Here is a 22,147-nt window from a genome sequence, read left to right on the forward strand (position 1 = left end):
CCGGGCGCGGCCACCTACCTTCGCGTCATCCGCAACCAACGAAAGGAGGTGATCCAGTGTCTCATTGTCATCAGCCGTGTGTCTCGGCTCATCGGACCTGGACCGTCGCCTCCGGCGTGTCGTTCTAAGACGCGTCAGAGCCCCGATCTCGGGACAGTTCCGCCGGACATCACGGTTCGGCAATGGAAGGGCCACCCTCTCGGGTGGCCCTTCGGCTTTTCAGGGTCGCGTCCGGGCGCTCTCAGCGCTTCTGGCTCTGGAACAGCGGCTGGGCCAGCGCTTCCGTACGGGCCCGCCACAGGTCGCGCTCCTCGCGCAGGGCATCGCGCTCGCCCGCCAGGGTGAGGCGCTCGAGTCGAAGCGTGTCGCGCTCGGTGATCGCCCGGTCGCGCTCGGCCCGCATCTCTTCCCGCTCGATGCGGAACCGCTCGCGCTCCCGGCGGAACTCGTCGCGCTCCGCACGGATCTCCTCCTGCTCGGCCCGCAGATCCTCCATCGAGCCGATCTCTTCGCGGATATGCTCGCGCAGCGTGCGGATCTCCTCGGCCAGGATCGCCTGGAGTTCATCCTGGCGCTCGGCTTCCACGCGAAGCTTGGCCTTGAGCATCAGGTTCTCGGCCATCAGCTCGGACACGTCGGCATCCTCGGCGACGGCACGGGGCTGCTCGGCCGGTTGCACGAGCCGCGGCGACCAAGTCTCGGCCGGGCGACCGGCCTTCGGCTCGGAATGCGCCTCCTCGGTCCGCGCGTCGCCGCGCAGCTCGGCCGGAGCCTGGGACTTCATGGCGGCGAGCCAGTCGCGGAGCGGACCGGGCGCGGAGCGCCCGCCGGCATCGAGCGGCGGTGTGGAGCGGGCGGGTTCCGACATCGGCAGGCGTCCTGAGCGAATACCTGGCAAAGACAATCGCAACATGCTTAACGATCGGTAAAAGTTAATGGCGATCGGCCGCCCCGTTTCGGGCCTTGCAAGCTTGGCTCGGCGTCGCGCGGGACGAAAAATTGACTTTCCGCTCCATCGCGGCTACGCCCCGCCCTCCCGATCCGTAGCTGATCGACCGATGCCAAGCCGACCGGTCCCATGAGACCGGAGGTCAACGCCCGACAGCGCGTCTGCGCCCTCGGGCGCGATGGGCGTTGGCTCGATCCGCCGCGACGGGATTCGCCGGCCGAGGCATCCGCATGACGCGAGATCAAGAAGCGTTGAAGATCGAGGACGCGATCAACGAGACCTGCCCGTGGTCGGGCAAGCCGATCTCGGCCGACTCGCTGACGCTCTACAACGGCGCCGTGGTGGGCTTCTGCAACCCGGAGTGCCGGGACAAATTCGCCAAGGCCGTGCGCAGCTTCGAGGCCGCCCTCCAGGCGCGCCGCGTCGAGCGCGCCGGGCTCGAGCAGTAACGGCGGGGCGTCAGGATCATGTTCGAAGGCCTGTCCGATCGCCTCTCCGGCATCCTCTCGGGGCTGACGCGCCGCGGCGCGCTCACCGAGGCCGACGTCACCGCCGCCATGCGCGAGGTGCGCCGCGCCCTGCTGGAGGCCGACGTCGCCCTCGAGGTGGTTCGCGGCTTCACCGACAAGGTGCGCGAGAAGGCGGTGGGCGCCGTCGTGCTCAAGTCGGTGACGCCCGGCCAGATGGTCGTGAAGATCGTCAACGACGAGCTCGTGGCGATGCTCGGCACCGATGCCGAGACCGTCGATCTCAACGCCCCCGCTCCGGTGCCGATCCTGATGGTCGGCCTGCAGGGCTCGGGCAAGACCACCACCACCGCCAAGATCGCCCGGCGCCTGGCCGAGCGCGAGAAGCGCAAGGTGCTGCTCGCCTCCCTCGACACGCGCCGCCCGGCCGCCATGGAGCAGCTCGCGGTGCTGGCGAAGCAGGTGGGCGTCGAATCCCTGCCGATCGTCGCCGGCCAGTCGGCGGTGCAGATCGCCAAGCGCGCCATGGACGCCGCCCGCCTCGGCGGCTTCGACGTGGTGATGCTCGACACCGCCGGCCGCACCACGGTGGACGAGGGCCTGATGGCCGAGGCCGCCGAGGTGAAGGCCGCGACCCGGCCGCACGAGGTGCTGCTGGTCGCCGACGCGCTCACCGGCCAGGACGCGGTCAACACCGCTCGCGCCTTCGACGAGCGGCTCGGCGTCACCGGCATCGTGCTGACGCGTATGGACGGCGATTCCCGCGGCGGTGCGGCGCTCTCGATGCGGGCCGTCACCGGCAAGCCGATCAAGCTCGTCGGCGTCGGCGAGAAGGTCGACGCGCTGGAGGAGTTCCACCCGTCCCGCGTTGCCAACCGCATCCTCGGCATGGGCGACATCGTCTCGCTCGTCGAGAAGGCGGCCGAGACCATCGACCACGAGCAGGCGCTCCGCACCGCGGAGAAGATGCGCAAGGGCAAGTTCGATCTCGAAGACCTGTCCATGCAGCTCGCCCAGATGGAGAAGATGGGCGGCATCGGCGGCCTGATGGGCATGCTGCCCGGCATGGGCGCGATCAAGAAGCAGGTCGAGGGTGCCAACCTCGACGAGAAGATGTTCAAGCGCCAGCGGGCGATCATCTCGTCGATGACGCCGCAGGAGCGGAAGAATCCCGACCTCCTCAAGAACAGTCGCAAGAAGCGTATCGCGGCCGGCTCGGGGGTCGACGTCTCGGAGATCAACAAGCTCCTGAAGATGCACCGGACCATGGCCGACATGATGAAGGCGATGGGTCAGGGCAAGCGCGGGATCGGGCAGGCGCTCGGCTCGATGTTCGGGCTCGGCGGCGGTATGGGGGGTGGAATGGGCTCCGGCATGCCCGGCCTTCCGCCCGGCATGCCGGAGCCGACGCCCGAGCAGATCGCGCAGCTCGAGAAGCAGTTCGGCGGCAAGCTGCCGTCGATGCCGCCGGGCCTGGGCGGCGGCGGAATGCCCAAACTTCCGGGGCTTCCGGGCCTCGGCGGTCCGAAGCTGCCGGGTCTCGGTGGGTTCATGCCGGGGAAGAAGAAATGAGCGTGCTCGCGGCGCAGGCCGTCGATCCCGAACTCGCGCGCCTGCGGGACAGCATCGACAATTTCGATGCGGCGCTGATCCATCTCCTCGCCGAACGCTTCCGCTGCACGCAGCGGGTCGGCGAGCTCAAGGCCCGAAAGGGGATCCCCCCTTCCGATCCGGACCGGGAGGCCCGTCAGGTCGCCCGGCTCCGCAAGCTCGCGGTCGACGCCAATCTCGACCCCGACTTCGCCGAGAAGTTTCTGGCCTTCGTGGTCAAGGAAGTCATTCGGCACCACCAGTCGATCAAGGCGGACCACGAGTCCCAGATCGAGCAACAGCGAAAGTAGTCAGATTATGGCCCTCAAGATCCGTCTCACCCGCGGCGGCGCCAAGAAGCGCCCCTACTACCGCATCGTCGTCGCCGATGCCCGCGCCCCGCGCGACGGCCGCTTCATCGACAAGGTCGGCGCCTACGATCCGATGAAGGCCAAGGACGATCCGGCCCGCATCATCCTCGACAACGAGAAGATCCAGAGCTGGCTCGCCAAGGGCGCGCAGCCGACCGACCGCGTCCTGCGCTTCCTCGATCAGGCCGGCCTCGCCAAGCGCCCGACCCGCAACAACCCGCAGAAGGCGGAGCCGGGCGAGAAGGCCAAGGAGCGTGCTGCCAAGCGCGCCGAGAAGGCCGCGGCGCCCGCCGAGGACGCCGCCGCGTAAGGCGCTCGGTCATGGCGCGCCGCCCCGCAGGTCCCACGCCCCGCGACGGCGGCCGCCGTGGCCGCACGAGCACGGCGATCGGCGCGATTGCGCCGGGCGCCGCAACCTCGCCCAAGGCACCGGCCCCCAAGCCCGCGCCGCCGCCCGTGCCGCCCGATCCGAACCTCGTCCTTTTGGGCGAGTTCGGGCGGGCGCACGGTCTCACCGGCGAGATCCGGCTCAAATCCTATACCGGCGATCCGCGGGCAATCGCGGGTTACGGCCCCCTGCAGACGGCGGACGGGCGGACGCTGACGCTCGCCGAGGTGCGCCCTGCTCCGGGCTCATCGCCCGACATGCTGATCGCCCGGGTCACGGGCATCTCCGGCCGCAACGCCGCGGAGACGCTCAACCGCGTCGCCTTGTTCGTTCCCCGCGACCGTCTGGCCGCGCCTGAGGATGACGAGGAGGTCTATGCCGCCGACCTGATCGGCGCCACGGCGGTGGATGAGGCCGGGGCGACCATTGGGGTGATCGTCGCGGTGCCGAATTACGGCGGCGGCGACCTGCTGGAACTGCGTCCTCCGGGCGGAGGCGCCACCGCACTCCTTCCCTTCACGAAGGCCTTCGTGCCGGTTCTCGACCTGGCACAGCGCCGCGTCACCGTGATCGCGCCGGAGGACCTGTTCGCACCGCCCGGCGAGAAGCCCGCCGACGATCCAGGCTGAGGCTGCCGGTCGAGGCCCTTTGTCCCTGAAGCGCGCGTGACTGTCGCGCGTGTCGGGAGCGACCTCGGGAGGCCCGTCGGCGTCGTGCAGGCCGGATAGCGTCGCTCCGCCGCTGTGCGCGAAGCCATCGGCCGGGGAGGGGCTCCGGCCCACAATCCGTATCCGGGCTTACGCCGCGCGCAGCTGGCGAATGGCGCGCAAGGCGGTTGCGCGCTGGACCTCCAGGCGCCGGATCAGCGGCATCAGGTCGGCGCCCGCATGAGCGGCGGCCTCGACCTCGCGGCACAGGCTGGACAGGCCGACGAAGCCCAGGAGCCCCGCCGCCGCCACCAGCGCGTGCGCGTCGTGGGCGATTTGAAGCCGGTCGGTCTCGCTCGGCCGGAACCGCTCCGACAATTCATTCGCCAGGAGATCGAGAAGGGCCGTCACGCGGTCGGATCCGAAACTCACCTCCATCTCGCCGAGCACCGAGGCGTCGAGGATGGCGGAATCGATCTGCGCCCGGCGGCGCGGCTCCTCCGAGCGTGCCGGACGGCGTGCGCCCGGCGCCGTCCAACGGCTGATCGTGGCGAAGAGGTCCGCCCGGCGGAAGGGCTTGCCGACATGATCGTCCATCCCGGCCTCGCGCAGCTCCTCGATCTGCGCCGGCAGGACGTTGGCGGTCATCGCCACGATCGGGATGTCACAGGCCGGCGGCGCGAGCGCGCGGATTCGGCGGGTGGCGGTCAGCCCGTCGACCAGGGGCATCTGGACGTCCATCAGGACGAGGTCATAGGCACGGCCCGCGGCGACCGATGTCCCGACTGCCGTGATCGCTTCGGCCCCGTCCCCGGCGACGTCCACCGCGTAGCCCTGCGATTCGAGGACCGCGCAGGCGAGTTCCTGGTTGAGCGGCACGTCTTCCACGAGGAGCAACCGGAGCGGCGCCACTTTCGGAGCTACGTGGGCCGCGGCCTCCACGACCGGCGGCGATCGCCGCGCCGCGGCCGTGTCGTCGCCGGCAGGCACGCCGTTCGCGTCGGCGACCTCGGCGCTTCGCGGCAGGACGAGTCGGATCCAGAAGGTCGATCCCTCGCCCTCGCGGCTCTCGACCCCGATCTCGCCGCCCATGAGCGTGACGAGGTGGCGGGAGATCGCGAGGCCGAGGCCGGTGCCGCCGAAGCGGCGGCTGATCGAGCCGTCGACCTGGCTGAAGCGCTTGAACAGCCGGTCCTGCTGCGCCGGCGCGATGCCGATTCCGGTATCGGTCACGGCGAACCGGACGACGTCGCCGGGACTGCCGTCGGGCGCGAGGCTCTCACCCTCCCGCTGCACGGTCACGGTGACGGAGCCGGCGGGGGTGAACTTCACGGCGTTGTTGAGGAGGTTCAGCAAGACCTGCCGCAGGCGGCCCGGGTCGCCGACCACGAAGTTCGGGAGCGTCCGATCGATCTGGGCCTCGATGGCGAGGCCGCTCCGGATCGCGCTGCCGCGCACGATCGAGACCGTGCTGTCCACGATCGAGATCAGCGGGAAAGGGACCGGATCGAGGGCGAGTTCGCCGGCCTCGATCTTTGAGAAGTCGAGGATGTCGTTGACGACGGTGAGCAGCGCCGCGCCCGAGCTCTGGATCAGCTCCAGGCGGCGCCGGTCCTCGTTCTGGATGGTGCTCTCGTCGAGGAGAAGATCGGCGTAGCCGATGATGCCGTTCAGCGGCGTGCGGATCTCGTGGCTCATGGCGGCCAGGAACTCGCTCTTGGCCACGCTCGCCCGCTCGGCCTCGGCGCGTGCTGCCTCCGCGTCCCAGGTGGCCGCGCGCAAAGCCGCCTCGGCGGCCTTGCGTTCGGTGATGTCGAGATGCAGGCCGACCATGCGCTGCGGCTGGTCCTCGGGCCCGAACACGGTGCGCCCGCGGGCGTAGAGCCAGCGCTCACCCACCCGGAACTCGGCCGTGTAGGTGGTGGAGGTCTCCACCGCCCGCCGGATCTCGTTCCAGACATCGCCGACATCGTCGGGGTGGAGGAGCGCCGTCCAGTCCGCCGCGGCGAGCGTGTGGGGTTCACCGGAATCGGGGAGGCCGTGCATGCGCGCGCTCTCCGGGCTCAGAGTCGCGAGCCCCGTGCGCATGTCCCAGTCCCAGGTGCCGGCGCCCGCGGCATCCAGGGCGATCCCCAGCAGGCCGCGGGCCTCCTCGACCGCCAGCCGCGCCGTGACGATGTCATCGACGTCGAGGGCGGTCCCGAGCCACTCCGCCACCGCCCCGTTGGCGGGATCGAGCCGGATCGGGATCAGCGAGATCTTGTGCCAGCGATAGACGCCGTTGTGGCGCCGGATCCGCCACTGGCCGCTGTAGCCCGTGCCGGTCTCGACGGCCCGGTTCCAGGCCGCCTCCATGGCGGCGGCATCCTCCGGATGGTTGCGGACGAGGCGCTCGGCCCGCTCCGGCCCGATCGGTCCGTAGTAGCTGTGGAACTGCGCGTTGGCGTAGGTCGCCTGCCCGTCGCCGACCTGCATGGTCCAGACCAGGAGCGGCAGCGTCTCCGCGAGGCCGCGGTAGCGCAGCGCGCTGCGGCGGACCTCGTCCTCGGCGCGCCGACGTTCGGTGACGTCGATCAGCACGCCGACGAGGCCGCCGACCGCGCCATCCCCGCGCACCATCCCGCGGACGACCACGTGGCGAGTCTGACCGTCGGGGCGCAACAGCCGCGCCTCGAAGTCGAAGCTCCTGCGGTGGGCAATGGCGTCCGCGACGATCGCCTCGACGCCGGCCCGGTCGTCGGCATGGTAGATCTGCGCGAAGTCTGAGAGGCGCGGTGGCGGCGTATCGAGGTCGCGACCGGCGATCGCGTGGAGGCTGGCCGACCAGACCTGCCGGCCGTCGGCGAACTCGACGCGCCAGTTGCCGATGCTGGCGAGCTGCTCGGCCATGGTGAGCTGGTGGTTCACCGCCTCCTGGGCGCGGGCGCGGGCGTTGATCTCGCGGTGCTGCTCACGAATCAGGGCCTCGCGGATGGCGCCCTGCTCGATCTCGCGGCCCCGGCGCGCATTGGCCTCCGTCAGGCGCAGATGGGCCACGACGATCTCGGCGAGGTCGCGCAGGGCCGCCCTGTCGGCCTCCGAGAAGGTGGCGCGGGGCTCGGGATCGGCGAGGCAGAACGTGCCGACCCGCAGCCCCTTCTCAAGGCTCAGCGGGACGCCCGCGTAGAAACGGATCCCGTCCGCGCGCGTCACCAGGGCCGTGTCGCGGAATCGGGGATCGAGCCGGGCATCGGGAACGACCAGCAGGGCGTCGCCGCGGATCGTATGCTGACAGAAGCTCTCCGCGCGCGGCATCTGGGCCGGAACGTCGGCGCAGGGCGTCTTCAGCCATTGATGCGTGTCGTCGATCAGCGCCACGAAGGCGCTGCGCACGCCGAACAGGCGGCGGGCGGTGCGGCAGACGGCGTCGAAGTGCGGCTCGGGCGGGGTGTCCAGGATCCCCAGGGCGTGCAGGGCCGCGAGCCGATCCTCCTCAATGTCCGGCTGTGTCGTCACGTACCGCCTCCCGATGCGGCTGCGCCGCTCGGGGATCAGCTCGGCCGCGGGCCAGCGATGACCCGGCCGCGGCCGCGTTACAAGCGCGCCCGGCCTGCGGCGTGCCAGCGCGCACCCGCGCGGCTTCCAGCGCCCAGACCATGCCCAGCATCATGTAGACGTGACGCCACTTCTCGATGTCGATCTGGAAGGCCTGCAGGAAGAACATCAGCAGCGCCGGCCAGACGATCTGCGCGTGCGCCCGGACGGGCGACGGCCGCATCAGGAGCCGGAAACCGACCACGCTCGTGGTCAGCACCAGCCCGATGAAGACCGCGCCCCCGAGCCAGCCGCCATTGGCGAAGGATCCGATGTAGGAATTGTGCGGCTCCAGCCCGAAGATCAGCCGCCAATGCATCGGCCCCATCCCGAACGGGCGCTCCAGCAGCATGGCGAAGCCCCGGATCTGGTTGCCGAAGCGGCCGGTCTCGCCCTGATCGTAATCCTGGGTCAGGGCGGCGCGGGTCTCGAACATCTTGTGGACGTGGTCGACCGAGAGCAGGGCGATCACCGCCACGGTGCCGAGCACGATCGTCGCGAGCGTCAGGAACGCGATGCGGCGGCGCAGGCGGGGCGAGGTGCTGCCCGCGTAGACCGACCCCACCATCAGCAGCACCGCCACGACGCTGCCGCCCCAGGAGCCGCGCGAGAACGACAGGAAGATGCCGGCGACGATGATCAGGAGCCCGGCGAGCGATACCAGCGGCCGCCGCGTGGAGCCGGTGAGCAGGCCGTGCATCAGGTAGAGGGCGCCCAGCGTCAGGAACGAGCCGAACACGTTCGGGTCCTGGAATGTCCCCGAGGCGCGGTCGTACTTGTAGAACAGGTCCTCGATCCCGAGCCATTGCAGGTAGCCGACGATGCCGAGCGCCGCCGAGAACACGCAGCTCGCCGTGTAGGCCTTGAGCGCCAGCTCCATCCGGGCGTGGGTGTCGTCCGCGAAGAACATCGCGAAGAAGATGCAGGTGACCGTGAGGTAGATCAGCTGGATCGTCCAGGTGACCGGGAAATCCTCGTTGAGGTACGGCAGCAGCGCCGTGACGATTGCCGCGAGGTAGAGCAGCAGGAGCGCGAGCAGCGGCACCGTCCCGCGGTGGAGGCGCACGCCGAGGCAGAGCCACAGCACGATCGTGGGGATCGCCACGGCGTCGTAGGGCGACGTCTCGGAGAAGGCGAAGCAGGCGAAGAAGATGAAGGCCGCGAACAGCGCCTTGGCCAAGCCCTCGATGGCCGCCCGGAGCGGGATGCCGGCCGTCACCCCGGACGGAGCCGGGGCGCCAGGCGCTGCGGTATGGGCCATGATACGCGGGCTCCGCGGGCCGATGACGCAGGCCCGCAGCCGTCAGACTGACAGTCAATGGTTGAGAATCGGCTTCGGGTCGGAGGCGCGAGAGTCCGGATCGCGCCGAGCCGTTCAACCTCCTGACGTGTTGCGGTCGAGGAAGGCGCGGAGATAGCCGCCGGCGGCTTCGGCGCGCTCGACGGCTAGCAGATGGGCGGCCCGCGGCAGCACCACGAGCTCGGCCTGGGGAATCCCGTCGCAGATCTCCTGGGCCATCGCCGGTGGCGTCGACGGATCGTCGCGTCCGGCGATCACCAGGGTCGGCGCCGTGATGGCCGCGAGGGCCGGCCGCAGATCCATGCGTCCGATCGCGCCGCAGCAGACCGCGTAACCTGCCGGGTCGCAGGCGAGGAAATGGTCTCGGATCGCCTGCACCGTCTCCGGCGCGCGCTGCGAGAAATCCGCGGTGAACCAGCGCCCCAGCGTCGCCTCGACGACCGCCGCGGTTCCCTGGTCCCGCACGGTCTCGGCGCGCTCGTTCCAAGTCTGCGCGCTCGGCATGGAGGCGGCGGTCGCCATGAGGGTCGCGCTGAGCGGCCGCGCGGGATCGGCGCTCGCGAGCGCCTGCACGGTCATGCCGCCGAGCGACAGGCCCACCAGATGGGCCCGGCCGAGGCCGAGGGCATCGAGCAGCCCTGACAGATCCTGGGCCAGGCTGGCGATCTCCGTGGGCGCGTCGTGCGTCTCCGAGCCGCCGTGGCCCCGCGTGTCGTACCGGAGGGTCCGGTACCGCCCGCCGAGTGCCGGCAGCAGGGCATCCCACATCTCCAGCGTCGCACCCAGCGAGTTCGAGAAGGCAACGACCGGGGCCCCCTCGGGCCCCTCGAGGAGGTACCGGAACGAGAGTCCGCCGATGGTGATCTGCGGCATGCGATGATCTCCGAGTGCAGGTCCGGGCCACGGCGCGTCACGCCGTCAGGAGGCAGGTTCCGTCAAGATAGGCCCCGCGCCAGCGTGTCGAGGCTCCCGACGATGCGCCCGTTCACGGCCTTGGCGATCGAGCAGGGGCGCTCTCCGTGGATTTCGCAGCCGCACGTCCCCCAGGTGCGAGGTCGCCGTGAGCTGGCAAACCATCGGACGGGATGTCGGTCCCCTGCCGTGTGTCGGGACCGAGCTCGACCCCGTGCAGCGCCGCCCCGCCATGACGATGCAGTGAGCCGCGCGCTGCGGACGGGCGATCCCGGCCCGGCCTTCAACATGGGTCAATGCGGCCCCTCCCGAATGGCCCGACAAGCCGCCCGTGAGCCGGAAGGGACGAGCGATGCACGAGCCTTCGATCGGAAAGTCCATGGGAAACCCCGCCGATTTCTGGGACTCGGTTGCCGGAACGGTGACCGCCAAGGTCGAGCCGGTGATCGGCCGCGGCGAGAAGCAGCGCGGCCCGGTGATCGACTACCTGCGTGACATCGAGGCGCTGGCCCGGCGTCAGTGCGGCAGCCGGGAGACGGTGCAGATCATCGCCTCGGGCCGGCGGCTTCTCGGCGATCGCAGCGAGATCGGGCCGCCGGACGGGTCGTTCACGCGGGGCTGAGCACCGCGGCGCCGACGGGAGACTAGGGGCGGCGTCCCAGCGCGGCGGCCGGGAGCCGCGCTCCCCGCGACCGGATCAGATAGAGCGCGGCCGCCACCGCCCAGGCCGCGCAGGTCGGCGCGATCCATTGCTGCAGGTTCGGCACGGACCAGCCGTACAGGAACTCGGCGCCGAGATGCGCCTGAACCGCGTCCCAGCCGGCATGCTTGATGTCGTGCTCGCGCTGTCCGGCCTCGCGGCCGTAATAGTAGGTCGAGACCAGAAGCGCCGCGGTGCCCTCGGGACGGGGCGTGCGCAGGAGGATCAGGGCCGCGGCCATCCCGGCGGTCTCCAGAACCGCCGTCATCGCGTGGCTCGCCGCCGGGTTCGCGATCATGAAGCTGATGAGAATTCCGAGCATGGCGGCCGCATACACCAGGGCGGCCGGTGCGTCAGGGAGCGATGTCGAGGAGCACCACATGGCCGAGCCCTACGATCTCGACCGTTTCGTCGCCGCGCAGGAGGGTGTGTACGCCCGCGCCCTCGCGGAGCTGCAGGCCGGGGCGAAGCGCAGCCACTGGATGTGGTTCATCTTCCCGCAGATCGCCGGCCTCGGCTCCAGCCCGATGGCGCAGCGTTACGCGATCGGATCCCTGGGCGAGGCGCGCGCCTATTGCGCGCATCCGGTGCTCGGCGCGCGCCTGCGCAGCTGCACGGAGGCCGTCAACGCCGTGGCCGGGCGATCGGCGCACGCGATCTTCGGCGCGCCCGACGACGTCAAATTCCGCTCCAGCATGACGCTGTTCGCCGCCGCCGCGCCGGACGAGCCGCTCTTCGCCGAAGCGTTGGCACGTTATTTCGGCGGCTCGCCCGACCCGCTGACGCTCGCCAAGCTCGGCCGGGCCTGACGCCCTACCGGCCCCACAGGCCGACCCGCTCGGCTCGTGCCTGCTCCTCGGCCCCGAGCAGGTCCGGCGGCGCATCCTCCGCGGCGCGGGCGCCGCCCGCCGCCAGGATCAGCCCGGCGAGGTCGTCGCCCTCGATGCGGCAGCGGGCCTTGGCCCCGTCGGAGACGCCCGTGCAGACCACCTCGCGCCGCCGCAGGTAGCTGGCGAGCTGCCGGGCGAGATGTCCGCGCTCGCCTTCCACCCCGAGAAGGCGCACGACGCGGCCGCGCAGGTTCAGGGTCCCGGTGTCGATCACCTCCGGCACGCCCCGGATCTCGCCGGCCGGGGGCGGATCCGCCGCGGCCGCGACCGCCCGGGCCGGCTCGGCCCGCTCCGCCGACGGACGCGGCTTGCCCTTGGCGAGCTTCTCCGACGCCCGCTGGACGAAATCGTGGAAGATCCCGGCCGGCATCTCCCCGCCGAACATCCTGCTCATCGGGCTGTCGTCGTCGTTCCCGATCCAGACCCCCACCACGAGGTCCGGCGTCATGCCGACGAACCAGGCATCGCGGAAATCCTGGCTCGTACCGGTCTTGCCGCCGATGATCTGGCCGGGCACCCGCGCCGCCCGGCCGGTGCCGGACTCGACCACCGCCTGAAGCGAGTCGAGCATCATCGTGCGCGGCTCCTGCGCGAGCGTCGCGCCGGGTGCCGGATCGGTCTGGACGTAGAGCGGCTGCGGCGCCGCTCCGCGGATTGCCTGGATGCCGTAGGCCTGGAGCGGGGTTCGGCCGGAGAGGACCGATCCGTAAGCGCGGGTGATCTCCAGAAGGGTCACGCCGCCGGAGCCGAGGACGAGGCTCGGCACGTTCGGCAGGTCGGACTGGATGCCGAGCCGGCGCGCGGTGGCGATCACCGCCGGGATGCCGACCTCCTGGCCGAGCTGGGCCGCTACCGTGTTGATCGAGAGCGCGAAGGCGGTCCGCAACGGCACTGCGCCGCGATAGCGCCCGTCGTCGTTCTCGGGCTCCCAATTGCCGATCTGGACCGGACGATCGACCAGGACCGATTCGGGGCTGTAGCCGTTCTCGTAGGCGGTCAGGTAGACCAGCATCTTGAACAGCGAGCCCGGCTGGCGCTTGGCCTGGACGGCGCGGTTGAACTGGCTGTCCTCGTAGTCGCGGCCGCCCACCATGGCGAGGATTGCACCCGCCTTCGACAGCACAACCATTGCCGCCTGACCGACCTTACGACGCCGCCCGTCCTTATCGAGGCGCCGGGCCACGACGCCTTCGGCGAGGCTCTGCAGGTCGAGGTTCAGGGTCGAGCGGACGGTGACGTCGCCGTCCTTGCCGGCGAGGCGCTTCACGTCGCCGGCGATCATGTCGAGGAAGTAATTGGTCCCGGGCGGCGCCTCGGGCGGCGTCTTCAGGGTCACGCTCTGCCGGCGGGCCGCGTCGGCCTCTCCTTGCGTGATCGCGCCGGTCTCGACCATGGCCTGAAGCACCACGTCGGCCCGCTCCTTGGCGCCGCCGAGGTTGCGGGTCGGGGCGAGCTGAGACGGCGCGCGCACCAGACCGGCCAGCATGGCCGCCTCTGGAAGACTCAGGGCCTTGGCCGGCTTGCCGAAATAGCGCCGCGCCGCCGCATCCGCCCCGTAGGCGCCGGCGCCGAAATAGGCGGTGTCGAGGTAGCCGAGCAGGATCTCGTCCTTGCTCATCGTCGCCTCGACGCGCAGGGCCAGGAAAGCCTCCTGGACCTTGCGCCAGAGCGTCTTCTCCTGATTGAGCGATGTCAGGCGCGCATATTGCTGCGTGATCGTCGATCCGCCCTCGCGCACGCCGCCGCCCGTGACGTTGCGCCACGCCGCCCGGACGAGCCCGCGCAGGTCGAGGCCCCAATGGCTGTAGAAGCGCCGGTCCTCGATCGCCACGATCGCCTGCGCGAGATGCGGCGGCAGGTCGGCGGCGGTGAGCTTCTGGCCGCGGAAGCTTCCGCGCGTGGCGAACACGCGCCCGTCATCGGCCTCGACGGTGATCGCCCGCTGACCGGTCTCGACGACGGCCCCGCCGAGCGGCGGCAGGGTCAGGAGCGCGGCGAGCAGGTAGAGCGCCAGCGCCAGGGCCGGCAGCAGGATCGCGGCACCGGCCGCGAGCAGGACCGGCCGCCGCCGCACTTGTCCGCCCCAGCGCGTCCCCGCTTCGGCGGCAGGCCGGTCGGCGGCGGGCACGCTCGGCCGAGCCTCCGTTCGAGCCCGATCGCGCCTGCGCGCCAGGAGCGCGCCGGAGCGGGCGGATGCGGCACCCCCGAGGCGCGCGACCCCGCGGCCGCCCGCGGCGAGCAGGACCCACAGGTGCCGGAGGAGGTCGAGAGCAGCGCGCCGCGCCTCGCGGGCGGCTAGGCGCGGGTCGGGCGCATCGCTCTTCGCTGGGCGCGCGGCCTTCGGATCTGACGGTGTCGGCCCGTCGGTCGGGGCGCGCTCCGGCGCGTCGGGCGTCATCGCATTGCAGGGTCCGGGACCGGCCGCTCCGGTCGACGCGGTGTTCTAGGCTGCTTCAGGCCCCGTGTCCCGCAATCACCGCGGCGTGATCGAACCCGGATGACGATCCCACCGCGGCCGTGTGGATCGGGCCACGGATCCGGTTCGTATCAGCGCCCGGTCGGGGTGATGGACGACCCGGCGGCCCCGTGCCGGCTCCGAAGCTGGAAGGCCAGGATCAGCAGAAGCACGCCGAAGGCGAAGGTGTAGGAGCCGATCCACCACGTCAGCACCAGGGCCGACATGCCCGGCTCGAGGATCAGCGCGATCCCGAACAGGATCGACACGATGCCGCCGAGGACGAGCCACCAGCGGCCGTAATGGAGGTGCAGCCGGAAGGCGGCGGCGATCATCAGCCCGCCGGTCACCAGGGCCCAGACGGCGAGCAGCAGCACGAAGGCCCAGACCGCCGCCGCCGGGACCAGAACCGCCGCGACACCCACGATGATGTCGACGAGGCCTTCCAGCAGCAGGAAGCCCCAGCGCTCGTGACGCTGCGCCGCCCGGACCGCGCCGATGATGGCGAAGACGCCGTCGGCGACCATGTAGGCGGCGAAGAACAGCACCAGCGAGAGCACGAAGGCGCCGGGCGCGATGAAGGCCACGGCGCCGAACAGGATCGCGATGACCCCGCGCAGGGCGATGAGCCACCAGTTGCGGGCGAGCGCCGCGCTCATGGCGTCGAGGCGCGCGACGCCGACGAGCGGGACGCCGGACGGGGACGTGGCCGTAGGGCCGGAATTCGGTGTCGGACTGCTGGTCATAGCGAAACTCCGAACTTGGCAGCCGTGAGCGGCAGAGGTTCCCGGCGCAGAACGCCGCAGTGCGGCAAGCGTTCCTAGGGGCGACTGCCGCACCATGGAACCTTGGGCCAGCGCTCGGCTTTTGCAGTGCGAGGCGGGCGTTATGCACTGTCCGGCCACCTTTGGGGGCCGGCCCACCGGGCGACGATTTCCCATGTTTGACGATCAGCGGCAGGCCTCCGAGGCGGCGCGCGCGCGGCTGGCCGATGGCCGGGTCGATGCGGTCGACCGCGATGTCGTCGACCGCGATGTCCTGGATCTCGGCCGGCCCGCGCAGGAGCGCGAGACCGCGCGCAAGCCCGGTGCGGAGGGCGAGGACCAGGAGACGGATCAGGACGCGCCGAAGGAGGAGACCGACGACGGGGCGGACGATCGGGAGGACGAGGAGCGCCGCCCCAACATCCTGCGCCGCCACCCGTTCGCGTTCCTGCTCGGCGCGCTCGCGGTGGTCGCTCTGTGCGTCGGCGTGTTCTTCTACTGGCTCCTGTACATGCACCCTTACGAGAGCACCGACGACGCCTTCGTCGACGCGCGCAGCATCTCGATCCAGCCCAAGGTCGGCGGCTACCTCGTCGACGTGCCGGTCACCGACAACCAGCACGTCGAGGCCGGGCAAGTCCTCTTCCAGATCTACCAGCGCGACTATCAGATCGCCCTGGAGCAGGCGAAAGCCCAGGTCGAGGCCGACAACGCCGCGATCAAGAACATCGATGCCCAGATCCAGGCGCAGTACGCCAACATCGACGTGTCGAAGGCGCAGGTCGCCACCGCCGAGGCGGCGCTGAAATTCGCCCAGGAGGACGCAGCCCGGTACAAGGACCTCGCCGAGCGCGGCTCGGGCTCGATCCAGCAATCGCAATCGGCGACCTCGACGCTGCAGCAGCGGCAGGCCTCGCTGCAGAGCGCCAATGCCAGCGTGGTCGCCGCGCAGAAGCAGATCGGCTCGCTCCAGGCGCAGAAGGCCTCGACCGAGGCGCAGCTCGCCCGCGACAAGGCGCAGGTCGAGCAGGCGGAACTGAACCTCGGCTACACCACAATCCGCTCCGTGCAGTCCGGCCGCGTCGTCCGGTTGACCGGCGGCATCGGTCAGCTTGCCCAGGCCGGGCAGACCCTCTCGACCTTCGTGCCGGACGACATCTGGGTGACGGCGAACTACAAGGAGACGCAGATCACCGACATGCGTCCGGGCCAGCCGGTCGACATTGCGATCGATGCCTACCCGAACCGCAAGATCCACGGCACGGTGGCCTCGGTGCAGCCGGGCTCCGGCACCGCCTTCAGCCTGTTGCCGGCGCAGAACGCTACCGGCAATTACGTGAAGGTGACGCAGCGCATCCCGGTGAAGATCGTCGTCAGCGACTGGCCGACGGACGTCTCGATCGGCCCGGGCATGTCGATCGTTCCGACCGTAACGGTCCGGTGAGCGCGATGGCCGCCGAGGGCGGGTCGGCCGCGCCCGGGCGGAAGCCGAATGCGGACAAGCCACGGATGGGCAAGTCCGCTTCGGGCAAGGCGCCGGGCGGCCACAATCCCTGGCTGATCGCCGGCGTGGTGGCGCTGGCGACCTTCATGGAGGTGCTCGACACCACCATCGCCAACGTGGCGCTCCGCTACATCTCGGGCGGCCTCGCGGTCGGGCCCGACGAGGCGGCCTGGGTGGTGACGAGCTACCTCGTGGCCAACGCGATCACGCTCACGGCCTCAAGCTTCCTGGCCAAGCGCTACGGCCGCAAGGCGTTCTTCATGTGGTCGGTGGGGCTGTTCACGATCTCGTCGATCCTGTGCGGCTTCGCCTGGAGCCTCGAATCGCTGCTGCTGTTCCGGGTCCTGCAGGGGCTCGGCGGCGGCGGCATGGCCCCGCTCGCCCAGTCGATCCTGGCCGATTCGTTCCCGCCGGCGAAGCGCGGTCAGGCTTTCGCGCTCTACGGCGTCGCCATCGTCGTGGCGCCGGTGATCGGGCCGACGCTCGGCGGCTGGCTTTCCGACAACGCCTCTTGGCACTGGTGCTTCCTGATCAACGGCCCCGTGGGCGTGATCGCGCTGGGGCTGATGTACTGGCTCATCGAGGACAGCGAGGCGGCCAAGAAGGAGCGCCGCGCCCTGGTCCGGAAGGGGATCCGCTTCGACATCGTCGGCTTCGTTCTGGTCGCCCTGTTCCTCGGCTCGCTGGAGGTGATCCTCGACGAGGGGCAGCGGAAGGACTGGTTCGGCACCTCGACGCTGATGAACGTGTCGGGCGTGCTGATGGTGGTCTCGTTCGTGGCCATGATCCCGTGGCTCCTGAACAAGAAGAATCCGGTCGTGGACCTGAGCCTGCTGGGCAATCGCCAGTTCGGCTCGTGCTTCCTGGTGATGATGTTCACCGGCGCGATCCTGATCTCGACCACGCAGTTCATTCCGCAGATCACGCAGGAATATTACGGCTACACCGCCACCCTGTCGGGCCTCGTGCTCGGTCCCGGCGGCATCGTCACGGTGGTGATGATGTTCCTCACCGGCCGGGTCTCGGCCTACGTGCAGCCGAAATGGCTGATCGCCGCCGGCATGACCATCGTGGCGCTCGGGATGTACGACCTGACGCGGCTCAACGGCACGACCACCTTCGCGTTCTTCGCGTGGTCGCGCGTCTGGATCGGCATCGGCCTGCCGATGGTGTTCCTGTCGATCACCTCGGCCTCTTACGAGGGCATCCGCAAGGACCAGACCGACCAGGCCTCGGCCCTGATCAACGTCGCCCGCAACGTCGGCGGCTCGATGGGCGTCTCGCTCGCCCAGAACATCCTGGCCTATCGCAGCCAGTTCCATCAGAGCCGGCTGGTCGAGAGCATCAATCCGGCCGAGCCCGCCTACCAGGAGGCGATGCGGCGGGCGACGCAGTACTTTTCCGAGCACGGCTATGTCGGCGTCGAGGCCCAGAACCAGGCGACGGCCTGGATCGGCAGCGTGCTGAGCACGGAGGTCGCCTACTGGGCCTATATCGACGTGTTCTGGGTACTGGGCATGGTCGCCGCCTGCGCGGTGCCGCTGGCGCTGAGCCTGAAGAGCGTCAAGCTCGGCGGCGGTGCGCCGGCCGGCGGGCATTGAGGCGGACGATCAGCCTCGGGAAGCACCGCGCTCCCGGCTCCGCCGTTCCGGAGCGCCGCAGGCGAGCCCGGAATCCAGAAACACCGCGCGTGCCAGGACCTGACGCATCGGCGGCTCTGGATTCCGGGTTCCGCTGCGCGGCCCCCGAATGACGGGGTGATGCCTGCGACGCCTCAATCACGATACCCTTGCGCGCCAGGATGGAGACCCGGTCCTCACACCCCGTCCGGCGGCAGCGCTTCCGTGACCTGCACGCGGCGGTTGCCCGCAGCCTGCCCTGCCTCGTCGGCGGCGACCTCGGTCTGAGCCGGCGTTTTATCCAGGGCCTCGGCCACTGCCGCGACGCCCTTGTAGCGCGTCAGCCGCCGGTCGATCATGTCCTCGATCCGCCCGTGCAGTTCGGCCACGGTCAGGCTGCGGCGCTTGCCGCCGGCCTTCTCGGTGAACAGGCTGCGATTGGCCCGCGCCGCGCTGCGGAACTCCCGCCCCGCGACCTCGTCGGGCCTCTCGGAGGAGAGCGACAGGAAGCGTCCGGCGCTGGCCGTGCCGAGGAAATGCGCGAGGTAGAGCTCGGTGGTGGAGAGGGCCCGACCGACCCGCGCCTCGATCCGCTCGCGATCGCGCTTGATCAACTCGGCCGCCATCAGCGCCGCCACGCGCGGATCGTTGCGCAGCCCGAGGACCCGGGTGCGCATTCCGGCCGTGACGGTGATTGCGGAGCCGCGGCCCTTCACGGCGGCGGCTTCGTTGGCGAGCCCGTAGCGGGCGCCGTAATCGCGGATCATCTCCAGCCAGGTGCGGGCGACGAACTGAAACAGGCCCTGCGCCGAGGAGGTCGCAGCCTTCGCGTCGGTGTCGAAGCTCGATTCCTTGTCGGCCAGCGCCATCATGTAGACGGGATCGACACCGGCCTCGTCGGAAGCCTTCACGATCGTGTCGACCACCTTGCCCGGCACGCTGCGCTGGCCGAACCGGACGGCGGCCTCGCCCTGCTCCTGGGTCACGCGCGGCAGAGCGGCGAGGTTGTCCTGGATCAGCGCCGTGGTGGCCGGCTCCTGCTCCGGAACGGGCAGTCCGCTCCAGGCGGCGTAGGCTTCGGAAGAGGCCTCGATCGGCGCGGCGTCCATCGCGGAGCGTGCGAGCGCCTGCGCGGCACGCGGGCTGGTGTCCACCCGGTCGTGAGCCTGCGCGGCGGGCGCGAAATAGGCCGGCGCGAAGGCCGCCTGCGGCAGGCCGAACCCGGCGATCAGGCCCAGGACCAGCGTTCCGGAGAGCCGGCGGATCCCATTCTGGCCTGTGCGGCGAAGTGACCGGCGCTCCGTTCCGCGTCCGGCCCGCGGCAGCCACGCCACGGTTTCATCCTCGATCTGGCTCGCGGTCGGCGCGAGTCGGCTCACGTCGTCGGCGCAACGCGCCGGCTCCGGGAAAACCCCCATCACTGGTCCTCTTCAGATTTTTCCTTTGTCGGCCCGGCGTCTGGCGGCCAGGTCCTTGGAAGCGGCGGCCGTATCGGCGCCGGCCGTGACCAGAATGGGACGGCTCCGTGATCCAAGCGTGGCACGGTCAACGAAGGGTTAACCCTGCTTTTTAAGGCCGCCGTAACGCCGTGATCGCGCCGCGCTCCGAGGAACGGAGGCGCAAAGTTGTCGCATTCGGCTTGGAACGCTGCACGTCCGAGCCAGTTAGGTACCGCCCGGGGGGGCCGAACTTTCCGTCCCAAGACGCCACCCGCGTCCCCACAAGGACATCAGTTTCCGATGAGCATGCAGTCCGGTCGCCGCGTCGGTGTCGCCTTCGTTGGGATGGGGGGCGCCGTCGCCACCACCGCCATCGCCGGCATCGAGATGATCAAATCCGGCTCGAACCGGCTCGACGGGCTGCCGCTCGCCGGCCTCTCCGTGGCGGGCCTGGCCGATTACAAGGATCTCGTCTTCGGCGGCTGGGACCTGAACGGCGACGACCTCGCCGCGGCGGCGAGCGGGCACGGCGTGCTCTCGAAGGACGACATCGAGAACGGCGCCCAGGTCCTGAAGGGCATCACCCCCTGGCCGGCGGTGGGCAGCGCCAAGTTCTGCAAGAACATCGACGGCCAGAACCGCATCGTCGCCAAGGACCACCGCGAGGCGGTCTCGGTGATCGCCAACGACCTTCGCCGCTTCCAGAAGGAGAGCAACCTCGACGATGTGGTCGTGGTGAACCTCGCCTCCACCGAGCGCTGGCCCGACCTGAACGACCCGACCCTGAACTCGACCGCGGCCTTCGAGAAGGGCCTGGATTCGAGCGACGAGGCGATCTCGCCGGCGATGCTCTACGCCTACGCGGCGATCAAGAGCGGCATCCCCTACGCCAACTTCACCCCGAGCGTGGCCGCGGACGTCCCGGCGCTCCTGGACCTCGCCAAGGAGCTGAACGTCCCGGTGGCCGGCAAGGACGGCAAGACCGGCCAGACCATGATGAAGACGGTGCTGGCCCCCGCCTTCAAGGCGCGCGCCCTGCACGTCGACGGCTGGTTCTCGACCAATATCCTGGGCAACCGCGACGGCCTAGCGCTGAACGACCCGAACTCGCTGCAGTCCAAGCTCAACACCAAGGGCACAGTGCTCGATTCGATCCTCGGCTACCCGGTCGAGGACCACCTTGTGCACATCCACTATTATCGGCCGCGCGGCGACGACAAGGAAGCCTGGGACAACATTGACGTCACCGGCTTCATGGGCCAGCGAATGCAGATCAAGGTGAACTTCCTCTGCAAGGACTCGATCCTGGCCGCCCCGCTGGTCATCGAGATCGCCCGCGTCCTCGACCTCGCCAACAAGCGCGGCGACGGCGGCGTGCAGGAGCAGCTCTCGACCTTCTTCAAGGCGCCGATGGTCAAGAACGGCCATGGGCCGGAGCACGCCTTCGGCAAGCAGGAGAAGATGCTCCACGACTGGCTGGGCGTGCACTGAACGGGCGCTGACGCACCACAATATACGCTCCTCCCCGCACAGGGGAGGAGACGCGCGCTTTAACCTTCGTCGGTTGGCGAGCCGGAAGGGTCCTTGGGGCGTCCGGTGCAGGCCGCACCCGAACTGCTGCACGCCGTCTGAAAGAAACGATGCCGAGCGAGAACCACCCGTCCCCCTCCGGCGCCGCCGCGCCGGAGGCGTTGCGCGACCTTCTGGTCGAGATGAACGACCTTAAGCGGGTCCGCTCGGCGGGCCGCCAGGGGTCGATCGCCGAGCGGCTGTTCGCGCAGGGATGGGGACTCCTCACCGGCGGCGGCGCGCCCGATGACGTCGCCCTCGATATCACCGCGACCACCCTCGCGGCGACGCGCCTCTGCGACCTCGACGCGGCCTTCCTGACCGCGGCGGGGCTCTCCGACGCGGACGCCTCCGCGGTGCTGGTGGCGGGCTTCGACGCTGTCACCGGAGACCTCGATCCGGAACTCCGCGACCGCCTGCGTGCGCGGCTCGCGCCGCGTCCGGCGGGCCGGCCCGGGCCGCTGCCGGGCTTCGTCGCCGCCCTGGCGCAGCAGCCGCGGGCGGGCGTCACCTGTCCCGGCCGCGCCCGGATCCTGCTGGAGCCGCCCGAGAACCATGCCGAGCATTGCCTGATCGTAGCGGTCTACGGCGTCTGCCTCAGCCCGTTCTACCGGGCCGATCCCGGCACCGTGTTCCTGGCCGCGATGGCCCACCACTTCCACAATGCCGCGATGCCGGATGCCGGCTTCACCGGCGAGATGCTGCTCGGCGGCCATCTCGGCCCGATCATGGCGACCACCACCGCCTGGGCGCTCGCCGAGCTCGACGAACCCTTGCGCGGTCAGGTCGAGCGTGCCCGTGCGATCCTGCCCGACGACGCCACCGCGGAGGGCCGCGCCTTCCACGCGGCCGACTGCATCGACCGGGTCCTTCAGATCGCCCAGCATCTCCGCGGGGCCTCGACCACGATGGGGATGGTGCTCGACGAGTGGGAGCTGGTCCATGCCGGCCCGGTGAAGGGCTTCCACGATCGTGTCCTCGCCGACATGCGCATCCCTTGATCGCCGGGC

The 22,147-nt window shown here is 70.4% G+C and carries 19 protein-coding genes; 11 read left to right on the forward strand and 8 right to left on the reverse strand.

Features of this window, described 5'->3' with window-relative positions; all coding sequences use genetic code 11:
* Nucleotides 1-241 precede the first annotated feature (241 nt).
* Nucleotides 242-868 (reverse strand): ATPase, encoded by a 627-nt coding sequence (locus AC3WSN_RS27135; protein ID WP_492542189.1) that lies wholly within the window; start codon nt 866-868, stop codon nt 242-244.
* A gap of 311 nt (nt 869-1,179) precedes the next feature.
* On the opposite strand from AC3WSN_RS27135, the gene AC3WSN_RS27140 reads away from it, so the two are divergent.
* From AC3WSN_RS27140 to rimM, 5 genes are read left to right on the forward strand one after another with little or no spacing between them, the layout of a single operon-like run.
* A complete protein-coding gene (locus AC3WSN_RS27140; RefSeq protein ID WP_192706305.1) occupies nt 1,180-1,398 on the forward strand; it encodes a glutathione S-transferase in 219 nt (72 codons plus the stop codon).
* A gap of 18 nt (nt 1,399-1,416) precedes the next feature.
* Nucleotides 1,417-2,988 carry a signal recognition particle protein gene (gene ffh, locus AC3WSN_RS27145; RefSeq protein ID WP_192706306.1) on the forward strand — a complete coding sequence of 524 codons (1,572 nt, stop codon included), beginning with the start codon at nt 1,417-1,419 and terminating at the stop codon, nt 2,986-2,988.
* Nucleotides 2,985-3,317, forward strand: coding sequence for a chorismate mutase (locus AC3WSN_RS27150; protein ID WP_192706307.1), 333 nt, complete (start codon nt 2,985-2,987; stop codon nt 3,315-3,317). The genes ffh and AC3WSN_RS27150 overlap by 4 nt, the downstream gene beginning before the upstream one ends.
* Nucleotides 3,318-3,324: 7 nt before the next feature.
* On the forward strand, nt 3,325-3,687 hold the full coding sequence (rpsP, locus tag AC3WSN_RS27155; RefSeq protein WP_192706308.1) for a 30S ribosomal protein S16: 363 nt from the start codon (nt 3,325-3,327) through the stop codon (nt 3,685-3,687).
* Between the two features lie 11 nt (nt 3,688-3,698).
* Nucleotides 3,699-4,394 carry a ribosome maturation factor RimM gene (gene rimM, locus AC3WSN_RS27160; protein ID WP_492542192.1) on the forward strand — a complete coding sequence of 232 codons (696 nt, stop codon included), beginning with the start codon at nt 3,699-3,701 and terminating at the stop codon, nt 4,392-4,394.
* Between the two features lie 168 nt (nt 4,395-4,562).
* On the opposite strand, the gene AC3WSN_RS27165 is transcribed toward rimM, so the two are convergent.
* From AC3WSN_RS27165 to pcaD, 3 genes are all read right to left on the reverse strand, one after another.
* Nucleotides 4,563-7,907, reverse strand: coding sequence for an ATP-binding protein (locus tag AC3WSN_RS27165; protein ID WP_492542194.1), 3,345 nt, complete (start codon nt 7,905-7,907; stop codon nt 4,563-4,565).
* On the reverse strand, nt 7,885-9,246 hold the full coding sequence (locus AC3WSN_RS27170; protein ID WP_492542196.1) for an O-antigen ligase family protein: 1,362 nt from the start codon (nt 9,244-9,246) through the stop codon (nt 7,885-7,887). The genes AC3WSN_RS27165 and AC3WSN_RS27170 overlap by 23 nt, the downstream gene beginning before the upstream one ends.
* 114 nt (nt 9,247-9,360) lie before the next feature.
* Nucleotides 9,361-10,158: a 3-oxoadipate enol-lactonase gene (gene pcaD / locus AC3WSN_RS27175; protein WP_492542198.1), complete on the reverse strand. Its 798-nt coding sequence runs from the start codon at nt 10,156-10,158 to the stop codon at nt 9,361-9,363.
* A 418-nt stretch (nt 10,159-10,576) separates the two neighbouring features.
* Between pcaD and AC3WSN_RS27180 the strand changes: the two genes are divergently transcribed.
* The gene (locus AC3WSN_RS27180) at nt 10,577-10,819 is read left to right on the forward strand and encodes a hypothetical protein (protein WP_492542200.1); all 243 of its coding nucleotides are present in this window, start codon (nt 10,577-10,579) and stop codon (nt 10,817-10,819) included.
* A 22-nt stretch (nt 10,820-10,841) separates the two neighbouring features.
* On the opposite strand, the gene AC3WSN_RS27185 is transcribed toward AC3WSN_RS27180, so the two are convergent.
* Nucleotides 10,842-11,219 carry a hypothetical protein gene (locus AC3WSN_RS27185; protein ID WP_492542202.1) on the reverse strand — a complete coding sequence of 126 codons (378 nt, stop codon included), beginning with the start codon at nt 11,217-11,219 and terminating at the stop codon, nt 10,842-10,844.
* Nucleotides 11,220-11,277: 58 nt separating this feature from the next.
* On the opposite strand from AC3WSN_RS27185, the gene AC3WSN_RS27190 reads away from it, so the two are divergent.
* Complete coding sequence (locus AC3WSN_RS27190) at nt 11,278-11,706, forward strand: DUF1810 domain-containing protein (RefSeq protein ID WP_492542204.1); 429 nt, start codon at nt 11,278-11,280, stop codon at nt 11,704-11,706.
* A 4-nt stretch (nt 11,707-11,710) separates the two neighbouring features.
* Here the strand turns inward: AC3WSN_RS27190 and AC3WSN_RS27195 are convergent, their stop codons facing one another.
* Nucleotides 11,711-14,185: a PBP1A family penicillin-binding protein gene (locus AC3WSN_RS27195; protein WP_492542206.1), complete on the reverse strand. Its 2,475-nt coding sequence runs from the start codon at nt 14,183-14,185 to the stop codon at nt 11,711-11,713.
* A 149-nt stretch (nt 14,186-14,334) separates the two neighbouring features.
* Nucleotides 14,335-14,988 (reverse strand): HdeD family acid-resistance protein, encoded by a 654-nt coding sequence (locus AC3WSN_RS27200; protein ID WP_492542208.1) that lies wholly within the window; start codon nt 14,986-14,988, stop codon nt 14,335-14,337.
* A 193-nt stretch (nt 14,989-15,181) separates the two neighbouring features.
* On the opposite strand from AC3WSN_RS27200, the gene AC3WSN_RS27205 reads away from it, so the two are divergent.
* Complete coding sequence (locus AC3WSN_RS27205) at nt 15,182-16,450, forward strand: HlyD family secretion protein (RefSeq protein WP_492542210.1); 1,269 nt, start codon at nt 15,182-15,184, stop codon at nt 16,448-16,450.
* 65 nt (nt 16,451-16,515) lie between these two features.
* Nucleotides 16,516-18,111 (forward strand): DHA2 family efflux MFS transporter permease subunit, encoded by a 1,596-nt coding sequence (locus AC3WSN_RS27210; RefSeq protein WP_492542212.1) that lies wholly within the window; start codon nt 16,516-16,518, stop codon nt 18,109-18,111.
* A 215-nt stretch (nt 18,112-18,326) separates the two neighbouring features.
* Here the strand turns inward: AC3WSN_RS27210 and AC3WSN_RS27215 are convergent, their stop codons facing one another.
* The gene (locus AC3WSN_RS27215; RefSeq protein WP_192706320.1) at nt 18,327-19,547 is read right to left on the reverse strand and encodes a transglycosylase SLT domain-containing protein; all 1,221 of its coding nucleotides are present in this window, start codon (nt 19,545-19,547) and stop codon (nt 18,327-18,329) included.
* Nucleotides 19,548-19,868: 321 nt separating this feature from the next.
* Here AC3WSN_RS27215 and AC3WSN_RS27220 point away from each other — a divergent pair, with 321 nt between their 5' ends.
* Together AC3WSN_RS27220 and AC3WSN_RS27225 are read left to right on the forward strand one after the other, a co-directional pair.
* Nucleotides 19,869-21,059, forward strand: coding sequence for an inositol-3-phosphate synthase (locus AC3WSN_RS27220; protein WP_192706321.1), 1,191 nt, complete (start codon nt 19,869-19,871; stop codon nt 21,057-21,059).
* A 149-nt stretch (nt 21,060-21,208) separates the two neighbouring features.
* Nucleotides 21,209-22,138, forward strand: a complete 930-nt coding sequence (locus tag AC3WSN_RS27225) for a hypothetical protein (protein WP_492542215.1) — start codon at nt 21,209-21,211, stop codon at nt 22,136-22,138.
* Nucleotides 22,139-22,147 lie beyond the last annotated feature (9 nt).

It is taken from the genome of Methylobacterium sp. FW102-HT35C08 (assembly GCF_058790235.1).